This window comes from Streptomyces sp. NPDC001889, from assembly GCF_053594535.1.
In genome coordinates, this window is sequence record NZ_JBSFER010000019.1 from 15,816 (window position 1) to 37,762 (window position 21,947).

Genomic DNA, 21,947 nt, shown 5'->3' on the forward strand with positions numbered 1-21,947 from the left:
GCCGGGGGTTCACGGAGTGGCCAGGGAGGTTGGGCCCCCACGACCCGCGCCCGGAAGTGACGGACGCCACAGCCCAGGTGCGTTTGGCGCCCTTCACGAGGCGGTATTGGGGCCGCCCGGGTGCTCAGCGGTCGACCACCCGCAGGACCAGTCCGTTGTCACCGTCGTAGGCGAGGGTCACCCGGACGAGGAGCTGCTCCCGACGGAGCAGCCGGCGGACCACCCGCCGGGCCAGCAGCAGCGGGCGCCGCCGGTGCGCGAGGGCGTCGGGGTGGACGAAGACATCACTCTTCTGGACCACGTCGTCAAGGAGGCGCGCGACCCGTACCGGGCTGTGGCCGGGGGCGAAACGGAGGAAGACGTCCCAGACGTCGTGCTCGGTGAGCCGGCGCCGGGCGACCGTGTCCCCGTCGATCACGGCCCGGAACTCCCGGGCGCCCTCGCGGTCGGCGGGGAGGTCCAGCTCCTCCCAGGGCCCGCCTCGGCGGCGCAGCACCAGCGAGGGCGCCCCGGAGGGCTCGACCGGGCCCAGCACCCGGCCCTCCAGGGTCAGCCGGGTGCCGTCGCGGCTGACTCCGCCGGCCTCGGCGTGCACCGGGCGCACCCAGGACCGCAGGGCGAGCTGCTGCCGGGGGGCGCGCCTGTGGGGCACCCGGTGGCGGACGCCGTCCCCGGGGGCGAGCCGGCCGGCGACCCGCAGGGAGCCGCGCTGGTCGACCGAGCGGGCGGGCAACGGCGTACGGAGAGTGGCGCCGGGCGCGCCCGGCGAGGGCTCGGGCGCCCCGGTGCGGGGGGCGCCCGAGGGTGCGGCACCGCCGGGGGGCTCGGGGGGCCGGGGGGAGGCCGCCCCCGGACCGTCGGGCGGTGCCGGGTGCTCCGTGTGGCAGAGCCACTGGCCCTCGGGGAGGTCGGCGGCGGCCGGGACGGTGGCGGTGCCGTCCGGGCCGAAGGGGAAGCTCCGGGTCTCCTCGGGACCGCCGCCGGCCCCGAGGACGCAGACCAGCCGGAGCCCGGACGGGACACCGGGACCGCCGGAACCACCGGGACCGCCGGGACCACCAGGACCACCAGCACCACCGGAACCGCCGGCGGCCCCGGGTCCGACCAGGGTGACGTCGATGGAGCCGTCGTCCCGGGCGACACAGTCCACCAGGGGCACGAACGCGCCATCGGAGGCAACCTCCGGGCCGTCCCGTACGTCTTCCGGGACAGCACCGTGCGGGGTGCCCGCGACCGGGGCGGGTTCCGCGGGGGTGCCGGCGCGGCGCCGGGCCGGTGTGCCCGCACCCAGTTCGGCGAAGAGGTCCGCGTACCGCCCTGCCACGGCGCCCGGGTCGAAGCGGCGGGAGTTCGCGAGCGCGGCGGCGCCCATCTTGCGGCGCATGCCCTCGTCCTCGATGAGGGTGATCAGGGCGCGGGCCACCGCGTCGGCGCTGCCGACCGGTACCAGCAGTCCGTCCTCGCCGTCCTCGACGATCTCGCGCGGGCCGTAGTCGCAGTCCGTGCTGACCACCGGGAGTCCATTGCGCATGGCCTCCACGAGCGTCATCCCGAAGGACTCGTGGCGCGAGGTGGAGACCGCGATGGCGCCCTTGACCCACTCGGGGTCGATCGGCGAGCGCGGCCCCATCAGATGGACGTGGTTGCCGAGCCGGTGCCGCAGTACGCGGCGGCGCAGCCGGTCCTTCTCGGCGCCCCAGCCGCAGATGCGCAGGGTCCACTCCGGGTGGCGCTCGACGACCTGGGCGAAGGCCCGGATCAGCACCTCGTACTGCTTCTCGCGGGAGAGCCGGCCGGCCGCGACGACGATCCGGTCGGAGAGATCGGAGGGGGCGACCACCGGCGCGGGGACGCTGTTGGGGATGGCGAGCACGCGGGTGCCGGGCAGGGGCATCCGTTCGCGCCACACGGCGGCGTCGCCCTCGGAGACCGTCACCAGGGCGTCGATGGCCGCGAGATGGGGCCGCAGCTCCTCCCGGAGCGCCTCGCTGTGGTGATGGTGCGTCATGTGCTCCTGGCCGATGACCACCGCGCCGGCGGGTGCGAACAGGGCCGCGTAACCGACCAGACCGGGCCGGGTGCCGATGACGACATCGGCGCCGGAGGCCGCGTAGTGCCCGCGCACCCGCTCGTCGGTGAGGGCGCTGTACTCGCCGTAGCGGGCCTCGGAGCGGAGGAAGTGCTCGGCGGGTTCCGCGCGGAGCGGGTGTTCCTTCTCCCGGGCGGGCGCCTTGGGGCGGATGTCGACCAGCGGTACGACGGCGACGCGCGGATCGATGTCGAAGAGGGGGCGGTCGCGGTGGCGGAAGACCGAGACGATTTCGACCTCGTGGCCGCCGGCCAGCTCCTCCGCCAGATTCAGCGTGGTCCGGATGGTCCCGCCGATGCCGTAGATGGTGTGGATGAGGAATGAGATCTTCACCGGTGCTCCGCTCGTCCGCCGGGGCCGTCCGGCCCGAGCCGTGAGACCAGGGTGAACCGTCACAGCCGCTGCCTGATGGCAGCGGCTGTGGGCGGCGGGGCCGGCGCGGGCCCGGGCGGGGCGCCGTGCACCGGGCCGGTGCCGGGCGGAGCCGGTCCGGGACGGGGCCCGGCCCGTCACCGGTTCGGTTCCGTCACCGGATCGGCTTCCTCACTGGAACGGGTGGAACTCGTCGTACTCGCGCTGGGCGTCGTCGCGCTCGGCGTCGCGGTCGCGGCGGCGCTGGGCGGCGGGCCTCGGGGCCTCCAGGCGGTGGTCCTCGCCGCGGCGCCCGAGCATCTCGGCGCCGGCCATCATGGTCGGCTCCCAGTCGAAGACCACGGCGTTGTCCTCGGGGCCGATGGCGACGCCGTCGCCCGCGCGGGCCCCGGCCTTCATCAGCTTCTCCTCGACACCGAGGCGGCTGAGCCGGTCGGCGAGGTAGCCGACGGCCTCGTCGTTGCTGAAGTCCGTCTGGCGGACCCAGCGCTCGGGCTTCTCGCCGCGCACCCGGTAGAGGCGCTCCTCCTCGCGGACCACGGTGAAGCCGGTGTCGTCGACCGCCTTGGGGCGGATGACGATCCGGGTGGCCTCCTCGGCCGGCTTGGCCGCGCGGGCCTCGGCGATGATCTGCGCGAGGGCGAAGGACAGCTCCTTCAGCCCGGTGCGGGCGACCGCCGACACCTCCAGGACCTGGTAGCCGCGGGCCTCCAGCTCGGGGCGGATCATCTCGGCGAGGTCCTGGCCGTCGGGGATGTCGACCTTGTTCAGGACGACCATCCGGGGGCGGTCGTCCAGGCCGCCGTACTGCTTCAGCTCGGCCTCGATCACATCGAGGTCGGAGACGGGGTCGCGGTCCGACTCCAGGGTCGCCGTGTCCAGGACGTGCACCAGGACCGAGCAGCGCTCGACATGGCGCAGGAACTCCAGGCCGAGGCCCTTGCCCTGGCTGGCGCCGGGGATCAGTCCGGGCACATCGGCGATGGTGTAGACGGTGGAGCCCGCGGTCACCACGCCCAGGTTCGGCACGAGGGTGGTGAAGGGGTAGTCCGCGATCTTCGGCTTGGCGGCGCTGAGCACGGAGATCAGCGAGGACTTGCCGGCGCTGGGGTAGCCGACCAGCGCCACATCGGCGACGGTCTTCAGCTCCAGCACGACATCGCGCGCCTCGCCGGGCTCGCCGAGCAGCGCGAAGCCGGGGGCCTTGCGGCGGGCGGAGGAGAGCGCCGCGTTGCCGAGGCCGCCGCGGCCGCCCTGGCCCGCGACGAAGGTGGTGCCCTGGCCGACGAGGTCGGCGAGGACATTGCCCTCCTTGTCGAGGATGACGGTGCCGTCCGGGACGGTGAGGACCAGGTCCTGGCCGTCCTTGCCCGAGCGGTTGTCACCGGCGCCGGGCTGGCCGTTGGTGGCCTTGCGGTGCGGGCTGTGGTGGTAGTCGAGCAGGGTGGTCACCGACTGCTCCACCACCAGGATCACATCGCCGCCACGGCCGCCGTTGCCGCCGTCGGGGCCGCCGAGCGGCTTGAACTTCTCCCGGTGAACGGAGGCGCAGCCGTGGCCTCCGTTACCCGCGGCGACATGCAGTTCGACGCGGTCCACGAAGGTGGTCATGGGTGTGCCTCCATTGCTGACGGAATTGTCCCTACCTGTAACACAGCAGAGGCGGACCCGCTTCCCGATTGGGGAAGTGAGATCCGCCTCCACAGAAATCCCGCGGAATACTCCGCGGTGGAAACCGTTCTACGGTTCCGGAAAGACCGATTGCTCGATCAGCCGGCGACCGGAACGATGTTCACGACCTTGCGGCCACGGTGCCGGCCGAACTCGACCGCACCGGCGTTCAGCGCGAAGAGGGTGTCGTCGCTGCCGCGGCCGACGCCCGAGCCCGGGTGGAAGTGGGTGCCGCGCTGGCGGACCAGGATCTCACCGGCGTTGACGACCTGACCGCCGAAGCGCTTCACGCCGAGCCGCTGAGCATTGGAATCGCGACCGTTCCGAGTGGACGATGCGCCCTTCTTATGTGCCATGTCTCCTCAGTCCCTTACTTCGCGGCCGTGGGAATGCCGGTGACCTTGATCGCCGTGTACTGCTGGCGGTGACCCTGGCGGCGGCGGTAGCCGGTCTTGTTCTTGTAGCGCAGGATGTCGATCTTCACACCCTTGTGGTGGTCCACGATCTCAGCCGTGACCTTGATGCCGTCCAGGACCCACGGGTCGCTGGTCACGGCGTCGCCGTCGACAACGAGCAGGGTAGAGAGCTCTACCGTGTCGCCAACCTTGGCGGTGGGGATCTTGTCAACCTCAACGATGTCGCCGACAGCAACCTTGTGCTGGCGACCACCGCTGCGCACGATGGCGTACACGCGGATCTCTCTCTCACTCGGATCGGGACCCCTGATGCCAGCCGCTCACATGGGCCGGGGCCCGTGATGATCCGGAAGGACGAGCGGCCTCCCCCCGCGTCAGGTGAAACCGCGGGGAGGTGGGTGCTCAGAGGTGGGTGCATAGGGAAACACACCGAGGGTCAAGAGTAGCGGGGGCCGCTTCCGGGGGTCAAACCGGCCCTGTGCTCGCCGGACGCGCCCGGGGAGGCCCGGAGCGGCCCGGAGCCGCGCGGCGCGGCGACCGGGTCGGACGGGCCGGGGCGCGGCTGGGTCGGACGGGTCGGACGGGCCGGGGCGCGGCTGACCGAGCGGCCGGGCGAGCCGGGGGCGTGGGAGTGCGCGGAGACCGGCGCCCGCTACCGCGAGTCGCCCGAGGGGACGCTGAGCGGGACGGACGGCGCCGCGCGGTCCGGCAGCAGCCGGGTGTAGAGCCGGTCGATGATCCCGGCCTGCGCCTCCCAGGTCCAGCCGTCGAGCAGCCCGGGCCGCTCATAGGCCGCGCGGTAGCGCCCCGGCTCCGCGAGGACCGCCCGCGCGGCCCGGGCGAAGTCCTCGGGGTCGCGGGCCCGGAAGACCTCGCCCTGCCCGGTGGCCTCCACCAGCTCCGCCATGGTGCGGATGTCGCTGACCAGCAGCGGCAGCCGGGCCTGCGCGTACTCGAAGAACTTGTTGCCGAGCGCCAGCTCGTGGTTGGCGAGATGGTGCAGCGGACTGACGGCGGCGTCCGCCGGGGCGAGGAAGTGCGGCACCTGCCAGTGCGGGACGAAGGGCAGGAAGTGGACCCGGTCCGCCACCCCCGTGACCTCGGCGAGGGAGCGCGTGGTGGCGACGGCCTTCAGCTTCCCCGGGGTGACCGACACCAGCGCGAGGTGGACCCCCGGCAGTTCCGGCAGCGCCTCGATGACCGTCTCGACCCCGCGCACCGGGCTGATCCCGCCCGCGTACACCAGCAGCGGGGTGTCCGCCCCGATGCCGCACAGTCCGCGCAGGTCCGGCAGTGGCGGGGCGTCCGCGATCTCCTCGTCGTCCGGCTCCATGACGGGCGCGTTCAGCACCACGGCGGGCGGCTCCGGCAGCCGGTGCCGCTCCTGGAGCATCCGCGCGAGCGGCTGGGAGACGGTGATCGCGGCGTCCGCGAAGACCGCGTGCTCCTTCTCCCAGGCGATATGGCCGGGCAGCCAGCGGCCGTGGAAGGCGGGCAGCCCGGGGACGTACTCGTGCGCGTCCCAGACAAGCTTGACCGAGCGGCCCCGGGCGCGGGCGCGGACGGCGGCCCGGGCGCCGACGCCGAGCATGCGGAAGTCGTGGGCGTGGATCAGATCGGGCTCGCAGGAGTCGATCGTGGCGGCGAAGGCCAGTTCGTAGTCCCAGAGGTTCGGCATCAGCCGGCGCCAGGCCCGCTCCCCCATCAGCTTCGACCACACGGCGGTCGACGTGCGGTCCAGCGGCGCGGTCAGCGGGGTGCGCAGCCGGTGCAGCCGGTCGGTCTCCCGGGCCCGCAGGGCGACCCACGCGCCGAGCGCCCGGGCGCAGGCGCGCGGCAGCAGCAGCCGCAGGGCGGAGCCGCTCGCGCTGGCGCCGGGGTGCCCGGCGCGCGCGGCCCGCGCCGCCGCCCGGCGGAACGCCAGATCGGAGCGCCATGCCTTGACCGTCTGCACGCGGTAGCGGGCCAGCCGCCGGGAGCGGTACGCCAGGGGGCGGCGCAGCAGCGGATGGCGCAGCTCATGGCGGCGCGGCTCCAGATGCGCGGGCTTGGGGAGCAGCCGGACGCGGGCCGCGCCGAGCCTCCAGGACTGGGGCTTCGCGGTCGGCGAGACCCCGAGGAGGACCACGTCCCAGCCCGCGGAAGCGGCGGAGCGGGCCGCCTTCTGGACGCGGGAGTCGGCCCTGACCTCGTTGTCGACGAGCATGACGACCCGGCCCCGGGTGCCGTGCGAGGGCTCCATGCGGACTCCATTCCCGATCTGCCCGACCCGCTCCCGGCGGGCCGGTGCCCCGGTCGGCTGGTTCCGGCCGGTTCTCCCACCCGCCACCCCATCGTCATGGTTTGATCGGTTTTCCGGCGCATTCGCCACGCGCCGCTCGGCGAAACCGGTCCAGGGGACGAGCGCAGGGAGCACAGCGGTCATGAAGGTCCTCAGTGTGGTCGGGACCCGCCCCCAGCTGGTGAAGCTGGCCCCCGTCGCCGCCGCGTTCGCCTCGACGGACCACCGGCACACGATCGTGCACACCGGGCAGCACTACGACGCCGACCTCTCCGATGTGTTCTTCTCCGGGCTGGCGATCCCCGGCCCCGATGTCCATCTCGGGGTCGGCTCGGGCAGCCACGGGGCGCAGACGGGGGCGGCGCTGGCCGCGCTCGACAAGGTCGTCGCCGAGGAGCGCCCCGACTGGGTGCTGGTGTACGGGGACACCAACTCGACGCTGGCGGGCGCGCTCTGCGCGGTGAAGTCGCGGGTCCCGGTGGCCCATCTGGAGGCGGGGCTGCGCTCCTTCAACCGCCGGATGCCGGAGGAGCACAACCGGGTCCTCACCGACCACTGCGCCGATCTGCTGCTCGCGCCCACCGAGGAGGCGGTGCGCCACCTGGCCCGGGAGGGTCTCGCGGCGCGCACCCGGCTGGCCGGGGATGTGATGGTCGACATCTGTCTGCGCGTACGGGACGCGGTGCTGGCGCGCCCGCCGGCCGCCGTCGCCGAACTGCCCCGCGAGCCGTTTCTGCTGGCCACCCTGCACCGCCCGGACAACACGGACGACCCGGCCCGGCTCTCCGCCCTGCTCGGCGCGCTGGCACGGCTGCCGCTGCCGGTGCTGCTGCCCGCCCACCCCCGGCTGGTCGCGCGCGCCGGGGAGTTCGGCATCGATCTCGCGCGGGGCTCGGTGCGGGTGCGGCGCCCGCTGCCGTACGCGGAGCTGATCGCCGCCGTGCTGGCGTCGGCGGGGGTGGTGACCGATTCGGGCGGGCTCCAGAAGGAGGCGTATCTGCTGGGCCGGCCGTGCACCACGCTGCGGCCGGAGACGGAGTGGCTGGAGACCCTGGACGGCGGCTGGAATCTGCTGGTGCCCGATCCGCACGAGCTGCCGGCCGGGCGGTGGGCGGGGCTCGCGGCGCGGGCGGCGCCGGCCTCGCCGCGCGGGGCGCCGTACGGGGACGGCGGGGCCGCGCGGCGTGTCGTGCGGCTCCTGGAGGAGAGCGGGACATGAGGGCCGTCAGGAGTTGAGGAAGGGGCCGGGGCGGCCACCGTCGCCGTGCCGTCGTGGTGGGTGCGGGCGAAGGCGGCACGGGCGCGGCCGGTGGCGGCGGCCGGGTCGCGGTCATCCAGGAGCCGTTCGCCGGCGCCGGCGCCGGCCGGGGTGGCGGGGGTGGCGCCGACGATCGGGGGCGGCACCCCGCGGGCGGCGAACGGACTCCTCGTCGGCATGGGCGACGACGCCGGCCGGCTTCGGCGGGGCGGCGCCGCTCGGGCGCGGGCGCGGGCGCCGGCGCGACGGGGGTGCGGGCGCGGCAGGGGGCGCCGCGCGGCAGGGGTGGCGGTGGCGGCATGCGCATCGGTCCTTCCTGTGCTCCGGAGGCGGATGGTGGTCAGCCGCCGATGACGACCCGGCGGACGCCCTCCCGGAGGGCGGGGTCGGTGGTGCGGCCGCCGCCGACCAGCACCCGCGCCCCGGGCGGACCGGCGGCGGCCAGGGCCCGGTACTCGGCGTGGTCGGCCTGGAGGATCGCGCCGGTGACACGGTGGCCCTTCGCCGCGAACCGGACGGCGAGCGGCAGTCCGATCCCGCCGAGGGCCACCACACGGATGTCCATGGTCACTTCCCCTCCCGGGCGGCCCCGGTGCGGGTCGGCGGGGGACGGAACCGCAGGGCGCGGCGGAGCCGGGCCGGCCAGCGGCGCTCGCGCGGCGGGTCCACCGGGCCGGTGCGGACGGTCATCCTGCCCTTGCCGCTGACCCGGGCGGCGGCCCGGTAGGAGTCCTCCAGGCGCCAGCGGCGGGCGAGCGGCATGGGCTTGCCCCGGGCGCGCAGGGGAATCTCGTAGGTGCGGCCCGCGACCCGGGCGTGGACGCGGACGCCGAGCGAGGCGGTGGCCGCGGCGACGGGGATACGGGCGTGGATCACGGTCCCGTCGCCGCCCCCGCGCTCGAAGTCGCCCGCGGCGGGCGGCAGGGTGTCGGGCTCGGGCAGCCGCCGGCCGCCCGCCCGGTCCGCGCTCCTCGGCAGGGAGCCGCGCATCAGCCGGACGACGGTGGCGGAGGTGTCACCGGTCAGCGGGGTGCGGACGGTGAGCGAGAGGGCGAGGTCGTCGCCGCGCTGGTCCCAGTCGGCCGCCAGCAGCTCCGTACCGGCACAGAGCACGGCGGTCAGGGGCTCGTCGAGCACCTCGAAGACCCGGTCGGGGAGGTTCAGCGCGGGGTCCCGGAAGCCGGGGCAGCGCAGATACGCCCGGTCGCCCTCCAGCAGGAACAGCGGGCCGTGCGCCGCGGCGTCCTCGATCGCCCGGACCAGGAGGTCCACCGCGCCGCGCTGGGCGAGGGCGAGCAGGGCGCGCCGCCGCACCGGCAGCGAGTCCCGCAGCGGTTCGGTGAGATACGCGTCGGCCAGCTCGGCGATCCCGGCGCACAGCTCCCGGCGGACCGGTTCGCCGAGGTCCGGGAAGTCCGGCTGGAGGAGCTTGGCCAGCTCCCAGGTGAAGTGGCGGTGGAGAAGGCTGTCCCGCTCGGGCCCCGGGCCGATGAGACCGGCGGCGTGGTGCATGATCCGGGCGGTGCAGCGCAGCCGTTCGAGGTGGCCGGCCCGGTGGGTGATGTCGCCCGCGTCACGGCGGCGGACGGCGTAGTAGTAGGTGTAGTCCGCGAGGACGGAGATCCTGCCCGCGCGGACACAGGCCTCGATGGTGAAGGGCTGATCGCTGCCGACGGGCAGGTCCTCGGGGAAGCGGAGCCGGTGCCGCTCGACCAGCTCGCGCCGGAAGAGCTTGGCGTTGGAGAGGGTGAACGGCAGGGCGGAGCCGTGGAGGGTGATGTCGGGGTCGCTGCGGCGGAAGAGCCCCTGGTGGACATAGCGGCCCCCGACCCCGGTCATCCGGCCGATGACGATGTCGGAACCGAGGGCGTCGGCGTGGGCCACCAGACGGGCGAGGGCCTCCTCGCCGAGGCGGTCGTCCGCGCCCATGAAGTGGACGTACCGGCCGCGGGCCCGCTCCAGGCCCCGGTTGCTGGGCGCGGCCGGGCCGCCGGAGTCCGGCTGGTGGAGGACGGTGACGGTGTCCGGGTGGGCGCGGGCGAGCCGGTCCAGTTCCTCGCCGCCGCCGTCGGTGGAGCCGTCGTCGACGGCCACGATCTGGAGCCGGCCGAGGCCGATGGTCTGGGCGAGCAGGGAGTCCAGGCACTCGGTGAGATCGGGCATCGTGTTGTGGACGGCGAGGACGACGGTCACATCGGGGACGGTGTTTTCCGGGGCGGTGGCCTCTGGAGCGGCGGCTCCCGGGACGGCGCCCTCCGGAGGGGCGGCTTCCGGGGCGGTGGCCTCTGGAGCGGCGGCTCCCGGGACGGCGCCCTCCGGAGCGGCGGCTTCCGGAGCGGCGGCGGAGGGCTTCCCGGAATCCCCGGGCTTCCCGTCGCGGGGCTCGGCGGTGGCCACGGCGCTCCGCCTACCCGGCCGCTGCGGAGGCGGGGAGGTCGACCGTACGGCCGTGGGCGGCGGACTCCGGCACGGCCACCGCGACCTCCACCGTCCGCGGCCCCCGGCGCAGGGCGCAGAGGTCGGCGGGGCCGCCGAGCACCGCGTCCCGGAACAGTTCGTGCTCGACGAGGAAGGGGTCCCGCTCGGCGATGGCGTACCGGATCATGTCGCCCTCACAGACCCCCCGGAACACCCGGAGCGCCTCCCACCCGGTGGCCCGCGCGGCGTGGGAGTGGGGGGCGGGATCGGCGACGAAGCAGCCCTTCTCGGCGGTGACCGAGATGAAGCGTTCCTTCAGCGGGCCGAGCCGGTTCACCAGATGGCCGGCCATGGTGCCGTCGCGGAGGCGGCCGACCACCGAGACCATGTCCTCGTGCGGACGGCCCGACGTGGGGACCGTGCGCGCCGCGACCGAGGCGTACTCCTGTCCGGTCACCCGGCCGGTGAGGCCGATGTCGTGGGTGGCCGGGTCCTTGACCACCCCGACATCGGCGATCCGGTGCGGGAAGGGGCCCTGACGGCGGGTCACCACCTGGTACGTCATGGACGCCCTCCTTGATCGCGGCAGTGCCATCGTGCAGGAGGGGGAGGGGGCCGGGGATGTCTCACGAGGCCGGGCACACCCCATCGGCGCAACGCGAACGCCCCGTCAACCCGGCGCGTCAACCGTTCGGCCGCACGGGCGGCCCGTACGGCGGTCGGGCGGTCGGGCCGTACGGCGGTCGGGCGGTCGGGCCGTACGGCCCGAGGGTGAAGGGCGAGCGCTCGCGGTCCCGGCGAAGGGGGCGCGGGGCGCGCGCGGCGGGCCGGAACGCGGCGGCTCGGCGCGGTGGACGAAGCGGCCCCGACGCCGCACACGCACCGCGCCCCCGACCCCGAGCACGGGGCGGGGGCACGGCAGTCGGGACCGGACCGGACGATCAGCCCTCGGTGGGAGCGGAAACCAACAACGACACCACCTGCCCAGCAACCCGCCCCGACGCCGCACACGCACCGCGCCCCCGACCCGGAGTACGGGGCGGGGGCACGGCAGTCGGGACCGGACCGGACGGTCAGCCCTCGGTGGGAGCCGAGACCGACGACGGCGCCTGCTGCTCGGCCGCGACCGTCTTCTTCGCGGCCTTCTTGGCGGTCGTCTTCTTTGCCGCCGTCTTCTTGGCCGTGGTCTTGGCCGCCGTCTTCTTGGTGGCGGCCTTCTTCGCCGTGGCCTTCTTGGCGGCGGTCTTGCGGACCGCCTTCTTGGCCGGAGCCTCGGGCTCCGGCTCGGCCTCGGGCGCGGACTCCACCGGGGTGTCGACCACGACGACCGCCGCGTCCGCCGAACCCGAGGGCGAACCGGCCGGCGCGGAGACCTTGCGGGTCGCCCGGCGACGGGCCCTCGGCGGGGCGGCGTCGGCCACGACAGCGGCGGGCTCCGGCTCCGGCTCCGGCTCCGGCGCGCTCTGCGGCGCGGGCTCCGGCTCCGGCTTGGCCTCGATCACGACCTCCGGCTCGGCGGCCCTCGGCGCACCGGCCGGAGCCGACGCCCTGCGGGTCGCCCGGCGGCGGCCACGGCCGCGCAGCGCGGCGGCCTCCGCCTCGGCGGCGCTGCTGTACAGATCCTCGTCCGGGACGAACGCGGGCTCGGGCAGCGCGGTCGGCGCCGCCACCTCCGCGGCGACCTCCGCCTCGGTCTCGGCCTCGGCGTGCTCGGCGCGGCCGGTGTCCTCGTGCTCCTGGGCGTGGTCGTGCTCGGTGTGCTCGGAGCCGCCGCGGCCGCGCTTCTTCGAGCGCTTGCCGCCACCGCCCCCGCCGCCGCCGACGGAGGTCGGCTGCTCCATGTGCACGATCACACCACGGCCGTTGCAGTGGACACAGGTCTCGGAGAAGGACTCCAGCAGCCCCTGGCCCACCCGCTTGCGGGTCATCTGGACCAGACCCAGCGAGGTCACCTCGGCGACCTGGTGCTTGGTGCGGTCCCGGCCCAGGCACTCCAGCAGCCGGCGCATCACCAGGTCGCGGTTGGACTCCAGGACCATGTCGATGAAGTCGACCACGACGATCCCGCCGAGGTCGCGCAGCCGCAGCTGGCGGACGATCTCCTCGGCCGCCTCCAGGTTGTTCCTGGTGACGGTCTCCTCCAGGTTGCCGCCCTGGCCGGTGAACTTCCCGGTGTTGACGTCGACCACGATCATGGCCTCGGTCTTGTCGATGACCAGCGAACCGCCCGAGGGCAGCCAGACCTTGCGGTCCAGCGCCTTCATCAGCTGCTCGTCGATGCGGTACGTCGCGAAGACATCGACCTCGCTCGTCCACCGCTGGAGGCGGTCGGAGAGGTCGGGGGCGACATGCGCGACATAGCCGTGGATGGTCTGCCACGCCTCGTCACCGCTGACGATGACCTTGGAGAAGTCCTCGTTGAAGATGTCCCGGACGACCCGGACGGTCATGTCCGGCTCGCCGTAGAGCAGCGTCGGGGCGTTGCCGCTCTTGGCCTTCTTCTGGATGTCCTCCCACTGCGCCTGGAGCCTCTCGACATCGCGGCGCAGCTCGTCCTCGCTGGCTCCCTCGGCCGCGGTGCGCACGATGACGCCCGCGTCCTCGGGGACGATCTTCTTGAGGATGGTCTTCAGCCGGGCGCGCTCGGTGTCGGGCAGCTTGCGGCTGATCCCGGTCATCGAGCCCTCGGGGACATAGACCAGGTAGCGGCCGGGCAGGGAGACCTGGCTGGTGAGCCGGGCGCCCTTGTGGCCGATCGGGTCCTTCGTCACCTGGACGAGCACGGACTGGCCGGACTTGAGCGCGGCCTCGATCCGGCGCGGCCCGTGGGCCATGCCGAGCGCCTCGAAGTTGACCTCACCGGCGTAGAGCACGGCGTTGCGGCCCTTGCCGATGTCGACGAACGCGGCCTCCATGGACGGCAGTACGTTCTGCACCTTGCCCAGGTAGACATTGCCGACGTACGAGGTCGCCTGCTCCTTGTTGACGTAGTGCTCGACCAGGACGTTGTCCTCCAGGACACCGATCTGGGTGCGCTCGCCGCTCTGGCGGACGACCATCACCCGCTCGACGGCCTCGCGGCGCGCGAGGAACTCGGCCTCGGTGATGATCGGCACCCGGCGGCGGCCCTGCTCGCGGCCCTCGCGGCGGCGCTGCTTCTTCGCCTCCAGACGGGTGGAGCCCTTGATGGACTGCACCTCGTCCGACGGCTCGTCGCCACGGGAGCGGGCGGCGCGCGGCTCACGGACCTTGACGACCGTGCGCTCCGGGTCGCTGACGCCGTTGTTCTCGTCGCCCGCCGGCTCACCGCTGCGACGGCGGCGACGGCGGCGGCGACGGCTGCTGGAGCTGCCGGCGGCGTGCTCGTCCTCGTCGTCCTGCTCCTCGTCCGGGGCGTCGTCGGAGGCGTGCTCGTCCGACGGCTCGTCGCCGGACTCGTCGGCGTCGGGGGCCTCGCCCCGGCGACGGCGGCGGCCACCGCGGCGGCGGCGGCGCGAGGGGCGGTCCTCGTACTCGTCGTGGTCCTCGCCGCCGGCGGGCTCGGCCGGCTGGTCGGCCTCGTCCTCGGCGGGCTCCTCGGCGGCGGGCGCCTCGACCGGAGCGGCGGGCGCGGGCGCGGCCTCGGCGACCGGCTGCTCGGCGCTCTCACCACGGCGGCGGCGGCGCCGGCGCCCGGCGGGCTCGGCGGCCTGCTCGGCGGCGGGCTGCTGCCGGGGCTCCCGCACCGGCTGGGTCTCCTGGACCGCCGGCTCCTCCACGGGCTCCTCGTCGGGGACCGCGGCCGCGGCGGCAGCGGCGGCGGCCGTCTCCGGGGTCTGGAACATCGGCTCGGTGAAGACCGGGGCCTGGAAGACGGCGACGGCGGGACGCGCGGCGCGGCGGGCGCGCGGCGATTCGGTGTCCCGGGCCGGCTGGGCGGTGAACTCGGGGGACGCGGCGCGCCTGCGGCCACGGCCACGGGTGGCGGCGACCGGCTCGGCGGCGGGCGCGGCGGGCGCGCTCGCGGCGGGCTCCTCGCGCTGGACGGGAGCCGTGGGCTCGGCGGGCGCGCTCACGGCACGGGTCGCGCGGCGGCGCCTGCGCGGTCCCGCGTCGGCCTCCGTGTCGGAGGACTCCACGGCGGCGGCCTCGGGGGCCTCCGGAGCCTGGGCGGCCTCGGCGGCCGGCGCGGAGGCTCCACGGGTGGCGCGACGGCGGGCACGGGGCGCCGGAGCGGCCTCCTCCACCGGGGCGGCGGGTGCGGGCTGCTCCACGGGCTCCACCGGTTCGGCGGACGCGGCGGGCTCGGCGGCCACGGCGGGGGCGGATGCCCCGCGGGTGGCGCGGCGCCGGGCGCGGGGCGCGGGGGCGGCCTCGGGCTCGGCCTCGGGGGCCTCGGGGGCCTCGGCGGTCGCGGTGACCTCCTCGGTCTCCGCGGTCTCCTCGGCCTCCTCGGCCTCGTCGTCCTCGGCCGGGATCTCGGCGGCGACGGGCTCGGGGGTGCTCACCGCACGGGTGGCACGGCGGCGGGCACGCGGCGCGGGAGTCTCCTCCACAGCCTCAGCGGCCTCCTCCACCGGAGCAGCCGCAGCGGCGGCGGTACGACGCTTACGAGCAGGCGCCGCAACAGCCTCAGCCGCCTCCGACTCCTCACCCTGCGCCGCACCAGCGGGCGCCGTCGCCTTACGGGTGGCACGGCGGCGGGCACGCGGCGCGGGAGTCTCCTCCACAGCCTCAGCGGCCTCGGCCTCGGCAACCTCCTCCACCGGAGCGGTCTCGGCGGCCTGCGGCGCGCCGGCGGGCGCGGTCGCCTTACGGGTGGCACGGCGGCGGGCACGCGGCGCGGGAGTCTCCTCCACAGCCTCAGCGGCCTCGGCCTCGGCGGCCTCCTCCACCGGAGCAGCCGCAGCGGCGACGGTACGACGCTTACGAGCAGGCGCCGCAACAGCCTCAGCCGCCTCCGACTCCTCACCCTGCGCCACACCAGCGGGCGCCGTCGCCTTACGCGTCGCACGACGACGCGCACGCGGCGCCGGAGCCTCCTCCACAGCCTCAGCAGCCCCGGCCTCAGCGGCCTCCTCCACCGGAGCAGCCGCAGCGGCGACGGTACGACGCTTACGAGCAGGCGCCGCAACAGCCTCAGCCGCCTCCGACTCCTCACCCTGCGCCACACCAGCGGGCGCCGTCGCCTTACGCGTCGCACGACGACGCGCACGCGGCGCCGGAGCCTCCTCCACAGCCTCAGCAGCCCCGGCCTCAGCGGCCTCGGCGGCGGGAGCGGCCTCGGCGGCCGGTGCCGCGGTCTCGGCCGCGCCTCCCGGCGGTCCCGCCGGGCGGGAAGCGGCCCGGCGACGGCGGCGCGGGGGCAGCGTGTCGCTGGGGCTGTTGTTCTGGTCCTCGTTGGTGTCCCCGGTGGTACCGGGTTCGTTCAGCTCGTGCATGCGGGCGGTTCTCCCGTCACGCTCCCGGGCGCCGGGCCTACCGCACGGCACGGCCGCGCGTCGCGCGGTGGTGCCGTCCGGGGCGTGGGCGCCGCACGGGAGCTGTTGTGTCTGGCCCGCCGGTTCCGTGCGCGATGTACGCACGGCCTGGCGAAAGTCTTTTGTGGTTTCGCGCGGCCCGACTCAGGTGGCTCCCGAGTACCAGGGCCGTGCTGCAACGACTGCCTGTGAGCGCGGCGGGACCGGAAACACCCCGCCTGCGTGGGGACCCCCCGGGTCAGGACTGGGGGGAGGCCGATCCGACGGCCGTGGGTGTGGCGGCCGGAACTGCCTCGCGGTCGAGCGCGAGCGGGTCGGTCACCGTGCCGGTCTCCTCGTCGAAGAGCCCCTGCGCCAGCCTGGTCACCGCTGCGGGGACCGGCGGCGCCAGGTCGGCCACAGCGCGGAGACCGGACAGGACGTCGTCGGGTCGCACGGCAGGTGTTACGTGCCGAACAACCAGCCGCAGTATCGCACAGGGGCCGTCCACGGGCCTATCAGGCTGTGGCGGCACCACCCGCAGCTCGGCCACGGCCGGGCGGGCGTCGAAGGTCCGCATGCCGTTCTTCGTTCTGCGCTGGACCTCGACGGTCTCCGCCGCGAGGAAGGCCGCGACGGCCCGCTCCGCGTCCGCCGGCGCCACCTTGTCCAGCCGCAGCTCCCACTCGGAGCCGGTGAGCCGGTCGGCGAGGCCCGGGGTGCGGGCCTCCACGGCGTCGGTGACGTCGAGCCCGCTCGGCAGCGACTCGTTGAGCAGCTCCCGCAGGGTCGCGGGGTCGCGGTGCTCGGTGAGGGCGATCTCCAGATACTCGGCCTCGCTGCCCGTGCCGGTGGGTGCGGCATTGGCGTACGACACCTTCGGGTGCGGGGTGAAGCCCGCCGAGTACGCCATGGGCACCTCGGCACGCCGCAGCGCCCGCTCGAAGGCGCGCTGGAAGTCACGGTGGCTGGTGAACCGGAGGCGGCCACGCTTGGTGTAGCGCAGTCGGATGCGCTGCACCGCGGGTGCGGGCGGCGGGCCTTCGGGCTGTCGCTTGCCCAGTGGTTCTTCTCCTCGGTGCGGGACGGCGCTGGTGGCGCCGCCCTCGGAAGGCGGTTCGCCCCGTGCGGGCCGGCCCGGCTCACCCCCGCTGGTGGAGGGAGACCTCGGGCCCGGCCGCCGCGCCGGGGACAGTCGTTGTACTACCCAGAGTACGCGCCGCGGGCGTCCATGGTTCCCCGGGCTCGGCCGGAGCCCGTCACCGGCCTCCCGGACCGCCCCGCCCGCGCGCCCCGCCGCCCAGGCTCCGCCAGGCCGCCCGCCCGGCCTCCCGCGCGGTGGCCCGGGCCGAACGGAGCGCCGCGCCGACGGGGCGCCACAGATCGCGCAGAACATGGCCGACGGGTGTGCACACATGCCGGTAGGTCCAGCGCACCGGGTACCAGAGGAGCCACTTCAGGACGGTGCCGACCGCCCGGGAGACATGCCCCCCGATCCGCCAGGCCGCCTTGAGGGCGGCGAGGACCTCCCGGCCGAGGGGCCGCAGCACATGCCGCCAGAGCAGCCGCAGCGGCGGGACGACGGCGTTCTCGACCACCCAGGCGATCCCCCGCCCGGCCGGCACCAGCACCCACTGCCAGAGCCGGATCAGCGGCACCACCAGGAGGTACCGGAGCACATGCGTCCACAGCCAGGAGAGCGGCCGGGCCACGCCGTGGGTCCAGAGCGGGACCAGCAGATACCGCCAGGGCCACACCACCAGCAGCCTCGCGGTGAGGACGAGCACCTGCCGGAGCGCGCGGCCGAGCGGGACGAGCAGATTCTCGTACCCCCACCGCAGGACCGGTCTCAGGGCCCGGCCGATGACGGTGAGCAGATCCCAGAGCACCCGCAGGGGCACGACGACGATCAGCGCCACCAGCCGTACGGGTATCCGTATCGCGGTCGCCAGACACCCTTCGGGCGGCGCGCCGGAACGGCTGCTCATCGTCGCGGCGGGTCGGTCGGCCATGGCGCCTCACAGCTGGTGGGATGTGCTGATCCAGTAGCGGCGCTTGCCGTCCCGTTCGTGCTCCAGGACTCCGCCGCCGGCCCCGTGGCCTCGCGCGAACCGGTGCTGCCCGTGTCGCGGTGATCAGTACGGACTGTATGCCCGGCTCGCGGGCGTACGGAAGGGAATCCCGGAGCAGCGCGGTGGCGTGACCCCGGCGGCGGGCCGACGGGCGGACGGCGTGGCCGACATGACCCGCCCTCCGCGCGCGGGAACGGGGTGAGGCGGTGACGGGCCACTCGGCGAGGAGTTCCCCCCTCGCGGTGAGGAAGGAGGCGTGGACACGGGTGCCGGGGATGATCAGCCGCGGCGTCGGCCCATGGCGCGGGGCACGGAGAGGCCCGGCCACCGGATACGCGCGGTGACCGGGCCCTGTGGTGCGGCTACTTGACGACGGTGAGCGGCAGCAGCTTCTTGCCGGTGGGGCCGATCTGGATGTGGGTGTCCATCTGCGGGCAGACCCCGCAGTCGAAGCACGGCGTCCAGCGGCAGTCCTCGACCTCGGTCTCGTCGAGGGCGTCCTGCCAGTCCTCCCAGAGCCAGTCCTTGTCCAGACCGGAGTCCAGGTGGTCCCAGGGCAGCACCTCCTCGTAGGTGCGCTCCCGGGTGGTGTACCAGTCGACGTCCACCCCGTACTCGGGGAGGGTCTTGTCGGCGCAGGCCATCCAGCGGTCGTACGAGAAGTGCTCGCGCCAGCCGTCGAAGCGCCCGCCGTCCTCGTAGACGGCGCGGATGACGGAGCCGACGCGGCGGTCGCCGCGCGAGAGCAGGCCCTCGACGATGCCCGGCTTGCCGTCGTGGTAGCGGAAGCCGATGGAGCGGCCGTACTTCTTGTCGCCGCGGATCTTGTCACGGAGCTTGGTGAGCCGGGCGTCGGTGTCCTCGGCGCTGAGCTGCGGGGCCCACTGGAAGGGGGTGTGCGGCTTGGGGACGAAGCCGCCGATGGAGACGGTGCAGCGGATGTCCTGGGAGCCGGAGACCTCGCGGCCCTTGGCGATGACATTCACCGCCATGTCCCCGATCTGGAGGACGTCCTCGTCGGTCTCGGTGGGGAGGCCGCACATGAAGTACAGCTTCACCTGCCGCCAGCCGTTGCCGTACGCGGTGGCGACGGTGCGGATCAGATCCTCCTCCGAGACCATCTTGTTGATGACCTTGCGCATCCGCTCGGAGCCGCCCTCGGGCGCGAAGGTGAGCCCGGAGCGGCGGCCGTTGCGGGTCAGCTCGTTGGCGAGGTCGACATTGAAGGCGTCGACCCGGGTGGAGGGGAGGGAGAGGCCGATCTTGTCCTTCTCGTACCGGTCGGCGAGGCCCTTGGCGACATCGCCGATCTCGGAGTGGTCGGCGCTGGAGAGCGAGAGCAGTCCCACCTCCTCGAAGCCGGTCGCCTTGAGACCCTTCTCGACCATCTCGCCGATGCCGGTGATGCTTCGCTCCCGCACGGGGCGCGTGATCATGCCGGCCTGGCAGAAACGGCAGCCGCGGGTGCAGCCGCGGAAGATCTCGACGGACATCCGCTCGTGGACGGTCTCGGCGAGGGGGACGAGGGGCTGCTTGGGGTAGGGCCACTCGTCCAGGTCCATGACGGTGTGCTTGGAGACCCGCCACGGGACGCCCGAGCGGTTGGGCACGACCCGGCCGATCCGGCCGTCGGGCAGATACTCGACGTCGTAGAAACCGGGGACATAGACCCCGCCGGTCTTCGCGAGCCGCAGCAGCACCTCCTCGCGCCCACCGGGGCGGCCCTCCGCCTTCCAGGCGCGGACGATCTCGGTGATGTCGAGGACGGCCTGCTCGCCGTCGCCGATGACGGCGCAGTCGATGAACTCGGCGATCGGCTCGGGGTTGAAGGCCGCGTGGCCGCCCGCGAGGACGATCGGGTGGTCCACCGTGCGGTTCCGCGCCTCCAGCGGGATGCCCGCGAGATCGAGGGCGGTGAGCATATTGGTGTAGCCCAGCTCGGTGGAGAAGCTGAGGCCGAAGAGGTCGAAGGCGCCGACGGGCCGGTGCGAGTCCACGGTGAACTGGGGCACGCCGTGCTCGCGCATCAGCTCTTCGAGGTCGGGCCAGACGCTGTAGGTGCGCTCGGCGAGGACGCCCTCGCGCTCGTTGAGCACCTCGTAGAGGATCATGACGCCCTGGTTGGGGAGGCCGACCTCGTACGCGTCCGGGTACATGAGCGCCCAGGTCACCTCGCACGCGTCCCACTCCTTGACGGTGGAGTTCAGCTCACCTCCGACGTACTGGATGGGCTTCTGCACATGCGGGAGCAGAGCTTCGAGCTGTGGGAAGACCGACTCAGCAGCAGACATCTCGGGACTTTCGTGAGCTGGCAAGGGGGCGACTCCCCAGCGTAACGCGCCGGAGAGCCGCCCCCGCACGGCCCGGGACCCGGCCGGGGCCGCGCGGTCAGCCGCCGAGGTCCTCGCGGAGCCGCGGATCGGCGGCCTCGGCCCACACTCCGGGCAGCTCCCGCTCGCGGTCGGCGGCCGCGCGCTGCTCCTGTCCGAACAGCAGTCCCCAGGTGAAGGCGGACTCCCCCGCCGCGTGCGCCAGGACCGCCAGATGCCGCAGGGTGTCGCGGGCCACCACACTGTCCTGGTGGTCGCCGAGCACGGTCTGCACGGCCTTCATCCGCTTGGCGAACCGCTTGGCGGGGCGGCCGAGCGCGGGGGTCGCCGCCTCGCCCGCGTACCGGGCGCGCTTGGCGGCCTTGCGGGCGTCGTGCAGGGCCAGATCGCGCTCCGGGCCCGGGGCGAGGTCCAGCGCGCTGCCGACCCGGGCCGCCAGCCGCTCGTACTCCTTCACCAGCGCCTTGGGGAGGACCGTGCCCGGGGCGCCGGACGCGGCCCTGAGCCGCGGCGGGTGGGCCAGCAGCGCGTCCAGGGCGTCCAGCAGGGCCAGATAGCGGGGGCTGTCGAGGGTGGCGACGGCTCGGCGGCGGGCGCCCGAGCCCTGGGCGACGGACCAGATGCGGAGCCGGCCGCGCACCGGGCCCAGCAGCAGGGTGCGCGGCAGGGCGTCGATCCGCTCGCGCAGCCGTTCGGCGAGAACCTCCTGGTCACGGGCGACCCCCAGCTCTCCGGCCAGCCACTTCAGCTCCTCGCCGAGCGGGTCGGTCACCGTGCGGTCGAGGATCTTGCGGTAGGTGCGGAAGGCGCTGCGCAGCCGCCGGGTGGCGACGCGCATCTGGTGGACGGCGTCGGGGAGGTCGCGCCGCACCCCGGGGTCGTGGGCGAGCAGCGCCGCGGCCTGCTCACGGAGGTAGGCGAGGATGTGGCCGCCCGCGTCGGTGCCGTCCGGCGCGGCCGGTGCCACGGCCGGATCGGCGGTGAAACCGGTCTCCTCCAGCGCCCGGGCCAGCTTCGACGGGGCGGTGGCGGGCACCAGACCGGCCTTGCGCATCTGTTTGTCGATCCGGTCGAGGACCTTGGGGTCGGCCCCGTCCGCCAGCTCGACCTCGATCTCGTCCCAGGCGGCCTCCGTGTCGCCGCCGCTCAGCCGCTGGGCGCGGACGGCGTCCCGGCTCAGCTCGGCGAGGAGCGTGCCGTCGGCGTCGAGGAGATGGTGGAGTTCGCGGGTGGAGCGCAGCCGCACCACGGGGCTGACCGGGGCCTGCCGGACCCGGGCCCTGATCAGGCCCTGGAGGGGGCGCGGGAGCTGCCAGGAGAGGGGGGCGGCGATCTCGTCCCGTACCCCGGGGGCGACGGGCAGTTTGAGGTGCCACCCCGCGTCGCCGCCGCCGGTGCGCCGGCGCAGGGTGATGGAGGCCGCGGCGAGCCGTAGATCGTCCGTGTCGTAGTAGACCGCGTCCAGCTCGGCCGTGTCCTGCGCGGCGACGGCCGAGACCCCGGCCGTCCCGGTCAGATCGGGGAGCCGGGTCTCGGGGGTGGCTTCGTACTTCCGCTCGATTTCGCGCTTGGTGTCCGCCATGCACCGAATCTAGTTCGCGA

At 74.6% G+C, this 21,947-nt stretch carries 12 protein-coding genes and 2 pseudogenes; 1 reads left to right on the top strand and 13 read right to left on the bottom strand.

Going from position 1 to position 21,947, the window contains the following annotated elements; all coding sequences use genetic code 11:
• Window positions 1–124: 124 nt before the first annotated feature.
• The 5 genes from ACWCRA_RS22410 to ACWCRA_RS22430 form a co-directional block, all read right to left on the bottom strand.
• A complete protein-coding gene (locus tag ACWCRA_RS22410; RefSeq protein WP_451068434.1) occupies window positions 125–2,422 on the bottom strand; it encodes a glycosyltransferase family 4 protein in 2,298 nt (765 codons plus the stop codon).
• A gap of 210 nt (window positions 2,423–2,632) precedes the next feature.
• Entirely contained in the window at window positions 2,633–4,072 is a 1,440-nt protein-coding gene (obgE, locus tag ACWCRA_RS22415; RefSeq protein ID WP_351556856.1) for a GTPase ObgE, read from the bottom strand.
• A gap of 158 nt (window positions 4,073–4,230) precedes the next feature.
• The gene (gene rpmA / locus ACWCRA_RS22420) at window positions 4,231–4,488 is read right to left on the bottom strand and encodes a 50S ribosomal protein L27 (RefSeq protein ID WP_351556859.1); all 258 of its coding nucleotides are present in this window, start codon (window positions 4,486–4,488) and stop codon (window positions 4,231–4,233) included.
• A 14-nt stretch (window positions 4,489–4,502) separates the two neighbouring features.
• Window positions 4,503–4,823 (bottom strand): 50S ribosomal protein L21, encoded by a 321-nt coding sequence (gene rplU, locus ACWCRA_RS22425; RefSeq protein WP_351556862.1) that lies wholly within the window; start codon window positions 4,821–4,823, stop codon window positions 4,503–4,505.
• A gap of 377 nt (window positions 4,824–5,200) precedes the next feature.
• Window positions 5,201–6,790 carry a glycosyltransferase family 4 protein gene (locus ACWCRA_RS22430; protein ID WP_451068435.1) on the bottom strand — a complete coding sequence of 530 codons (1,590 nt, stop codon included), beginning with the start codon at window positions 6,788–6,790 and terminating at the stop codon, window positions 5,201–5,203.
• 181 nt (window positions 6,791–6,971) lie between these two features.
• Between ACWCRA_RS22430 and wecB the strand changes: the two genes are divergently transcribed.
• The gene (wecB, locus tag ACWCRA_RS22435) at window positions 6,972–8,048 is read left to right on the top strand and encodes a non-hydrolyzing UDP-N-acetylglucosamine 2-epimerase (RefSeq protein ID WP_351556868.1); all 1,077 of its coding nucleotides are present in this window, start codon (window positions 6,972–6,974) and stop codon (window positions 8,046–8,048) included.
• 379 nt (window positions 8,049–8,427) lie between these two features.
• On the opposite strand, the pseudogene ACWCRA_RS22440 reads toward wecB, so the two are convergent.
• From ACWCRA_RS22440 to ACWCRA_RS22475, 8 genes and pseudogenes are all read right to left on the bottom strand, one after another.
• Window positions 8,428–8,589 (bottom strand): annotated as a pseudogene (locus tag ACWCRA_RS22440) (nucleotide sugar dehydrogenase); the annotation flags it as partial.
• 65 nt (window positions 8,590–8,654) lie between these two features.
• Window positions 8,655–10,280, bottom strand: a complete 1,626-nt coding sequence (locus ACWCRA_RS22445) for a glycosyltransferase family 2 protein (protein WP_351556871.1) — start codon at window positions 10,278–10,280, stop codon at window positions 8,655–8,657.
• Between the two features lie 214 nt (window positions 10,281–10,494).
• Window positions 10,495–11,064 (bottom strand): annotated as a pseudogene (locus tag ACWCRA_RS22450) (Gfo/Idh/MocA family oxidoreductase); the annotation flags it as partial.
• 514 nt (window positions 11,065–11,578) lie between these two features.
• Window positions 11,579–15,568 carry an Rne/Rng family ribonuclease gene (locus ACWCRA_RS22455; protein ID WP_451068436.1) on the bottom strand — a complete coding sequence of 1,330 codons (3,990 nt, stop codon included), beginning with the start codon at window positions 15,566–15,568 and terminating at the stop codon, window positions 11,579–11,581.
• 634 nt (window positions 15,569–16,202) lie between these two features.
• A complete protein-coding gene (locus tag ACWCRA_RS22460) occupies window positions 16,203–16,964 on the bottom strand; it encodes a TIGR03936 family radical SAM-associated protein (protein ID WP_351556876.1) in 762 nt (253 codons plus the stop codon).
• A gap of 238 nt (window positions 16,965–17,202) precedes the next feature.
• Window positions 17,203–17,955 (bottom strand): hypothetical protein, encoded by a 753-nt coding sequence (locus ACWCRA_RS22465; protein WP_451068437.1) that lies wholly within the window; start codon window positions 17,953–17,955, stop codon window positions 17,203–17,205.
• A gap of 422 nt (window positions 17,956–18,377) precedes the next feature.
• Window positions 18,378–20,306: a TIGR03960 family B12-binding radical SAM protein gene (locus tag ACWCRA_RS22470; protein WP_451068438.1), complete on the bottom strand. Its 1,929-nt coding sequence runs from the start codon at window positions 20,304–20,306 to the stop codon at window positions 18,378–18,380.
• A gap of 97 nt (window positions 20,307–20,403) precedes the next feature.
• Entirely contained in the window at window positions 20,404–21,927 is a 1,524-nt protein-coding gene (locus ACWCRA_RS22475) for a CYTH and CHAD domain-containing protein (RefSeq protein ID WP_351556885.1), read from the bottom strand.
• Window positions 21,928–21,947: the final 20 nt, after the last annotated feature.

Bases quoted from the DNA above. Each gene is read 5' to 3' on its own strand.
- ACWCRA_RS22470 (WP_451068438.1), bottom strand. From the start codon at position 20,306: ATGTCTGCTGCTGAGTCGGTCTTCCCACAGCTCGAAGCTCTGCTCCCG.
- ACWCRA_RS22465 (WP_451068437.1), bottom strand. From the start codon at position 17,955: ATGGCCGACCGACCCGCCGCGACGATGAGCAGCCGTTCCGGCGCGCCG.
- ACWCRA_RS22475 (WP_351556885.1), bottom strand. From the start codon at position 21,927: ATGGCGGACACCAAGCGCGAAATCGAGCGGAAGTACGAAGCCACCCCC.
- wecB (WP_351556868.1), top strand. From the start codon at position 6,972: ATGAAGGTCCTCAGTGTGGTCGGGACCCGCCCCCAGCTGGTGAAGCTG.
- ACWCRA_RS22430 (WP_451068435.1), bottom strand. From the start codon at position 6,790: ATGGAGCCCTCGCACGGCACCCGGGGCCGGGTCGTCATGCTCGTCGAC.
- rpmA (WP_351556859.1), bottom strand. From the start codon at position 4,488: ATGGCACATAAGAAGGGCGCATCGTCCACTCGGAACGGTCGCGATTCC.
- obgE (WP_351556856.1), bottom strand. From the start codon at position 4,072: ATGACCACCTTCGTGGACCGCGTCGAACTGCATGTCGCCGCGGGTAAC.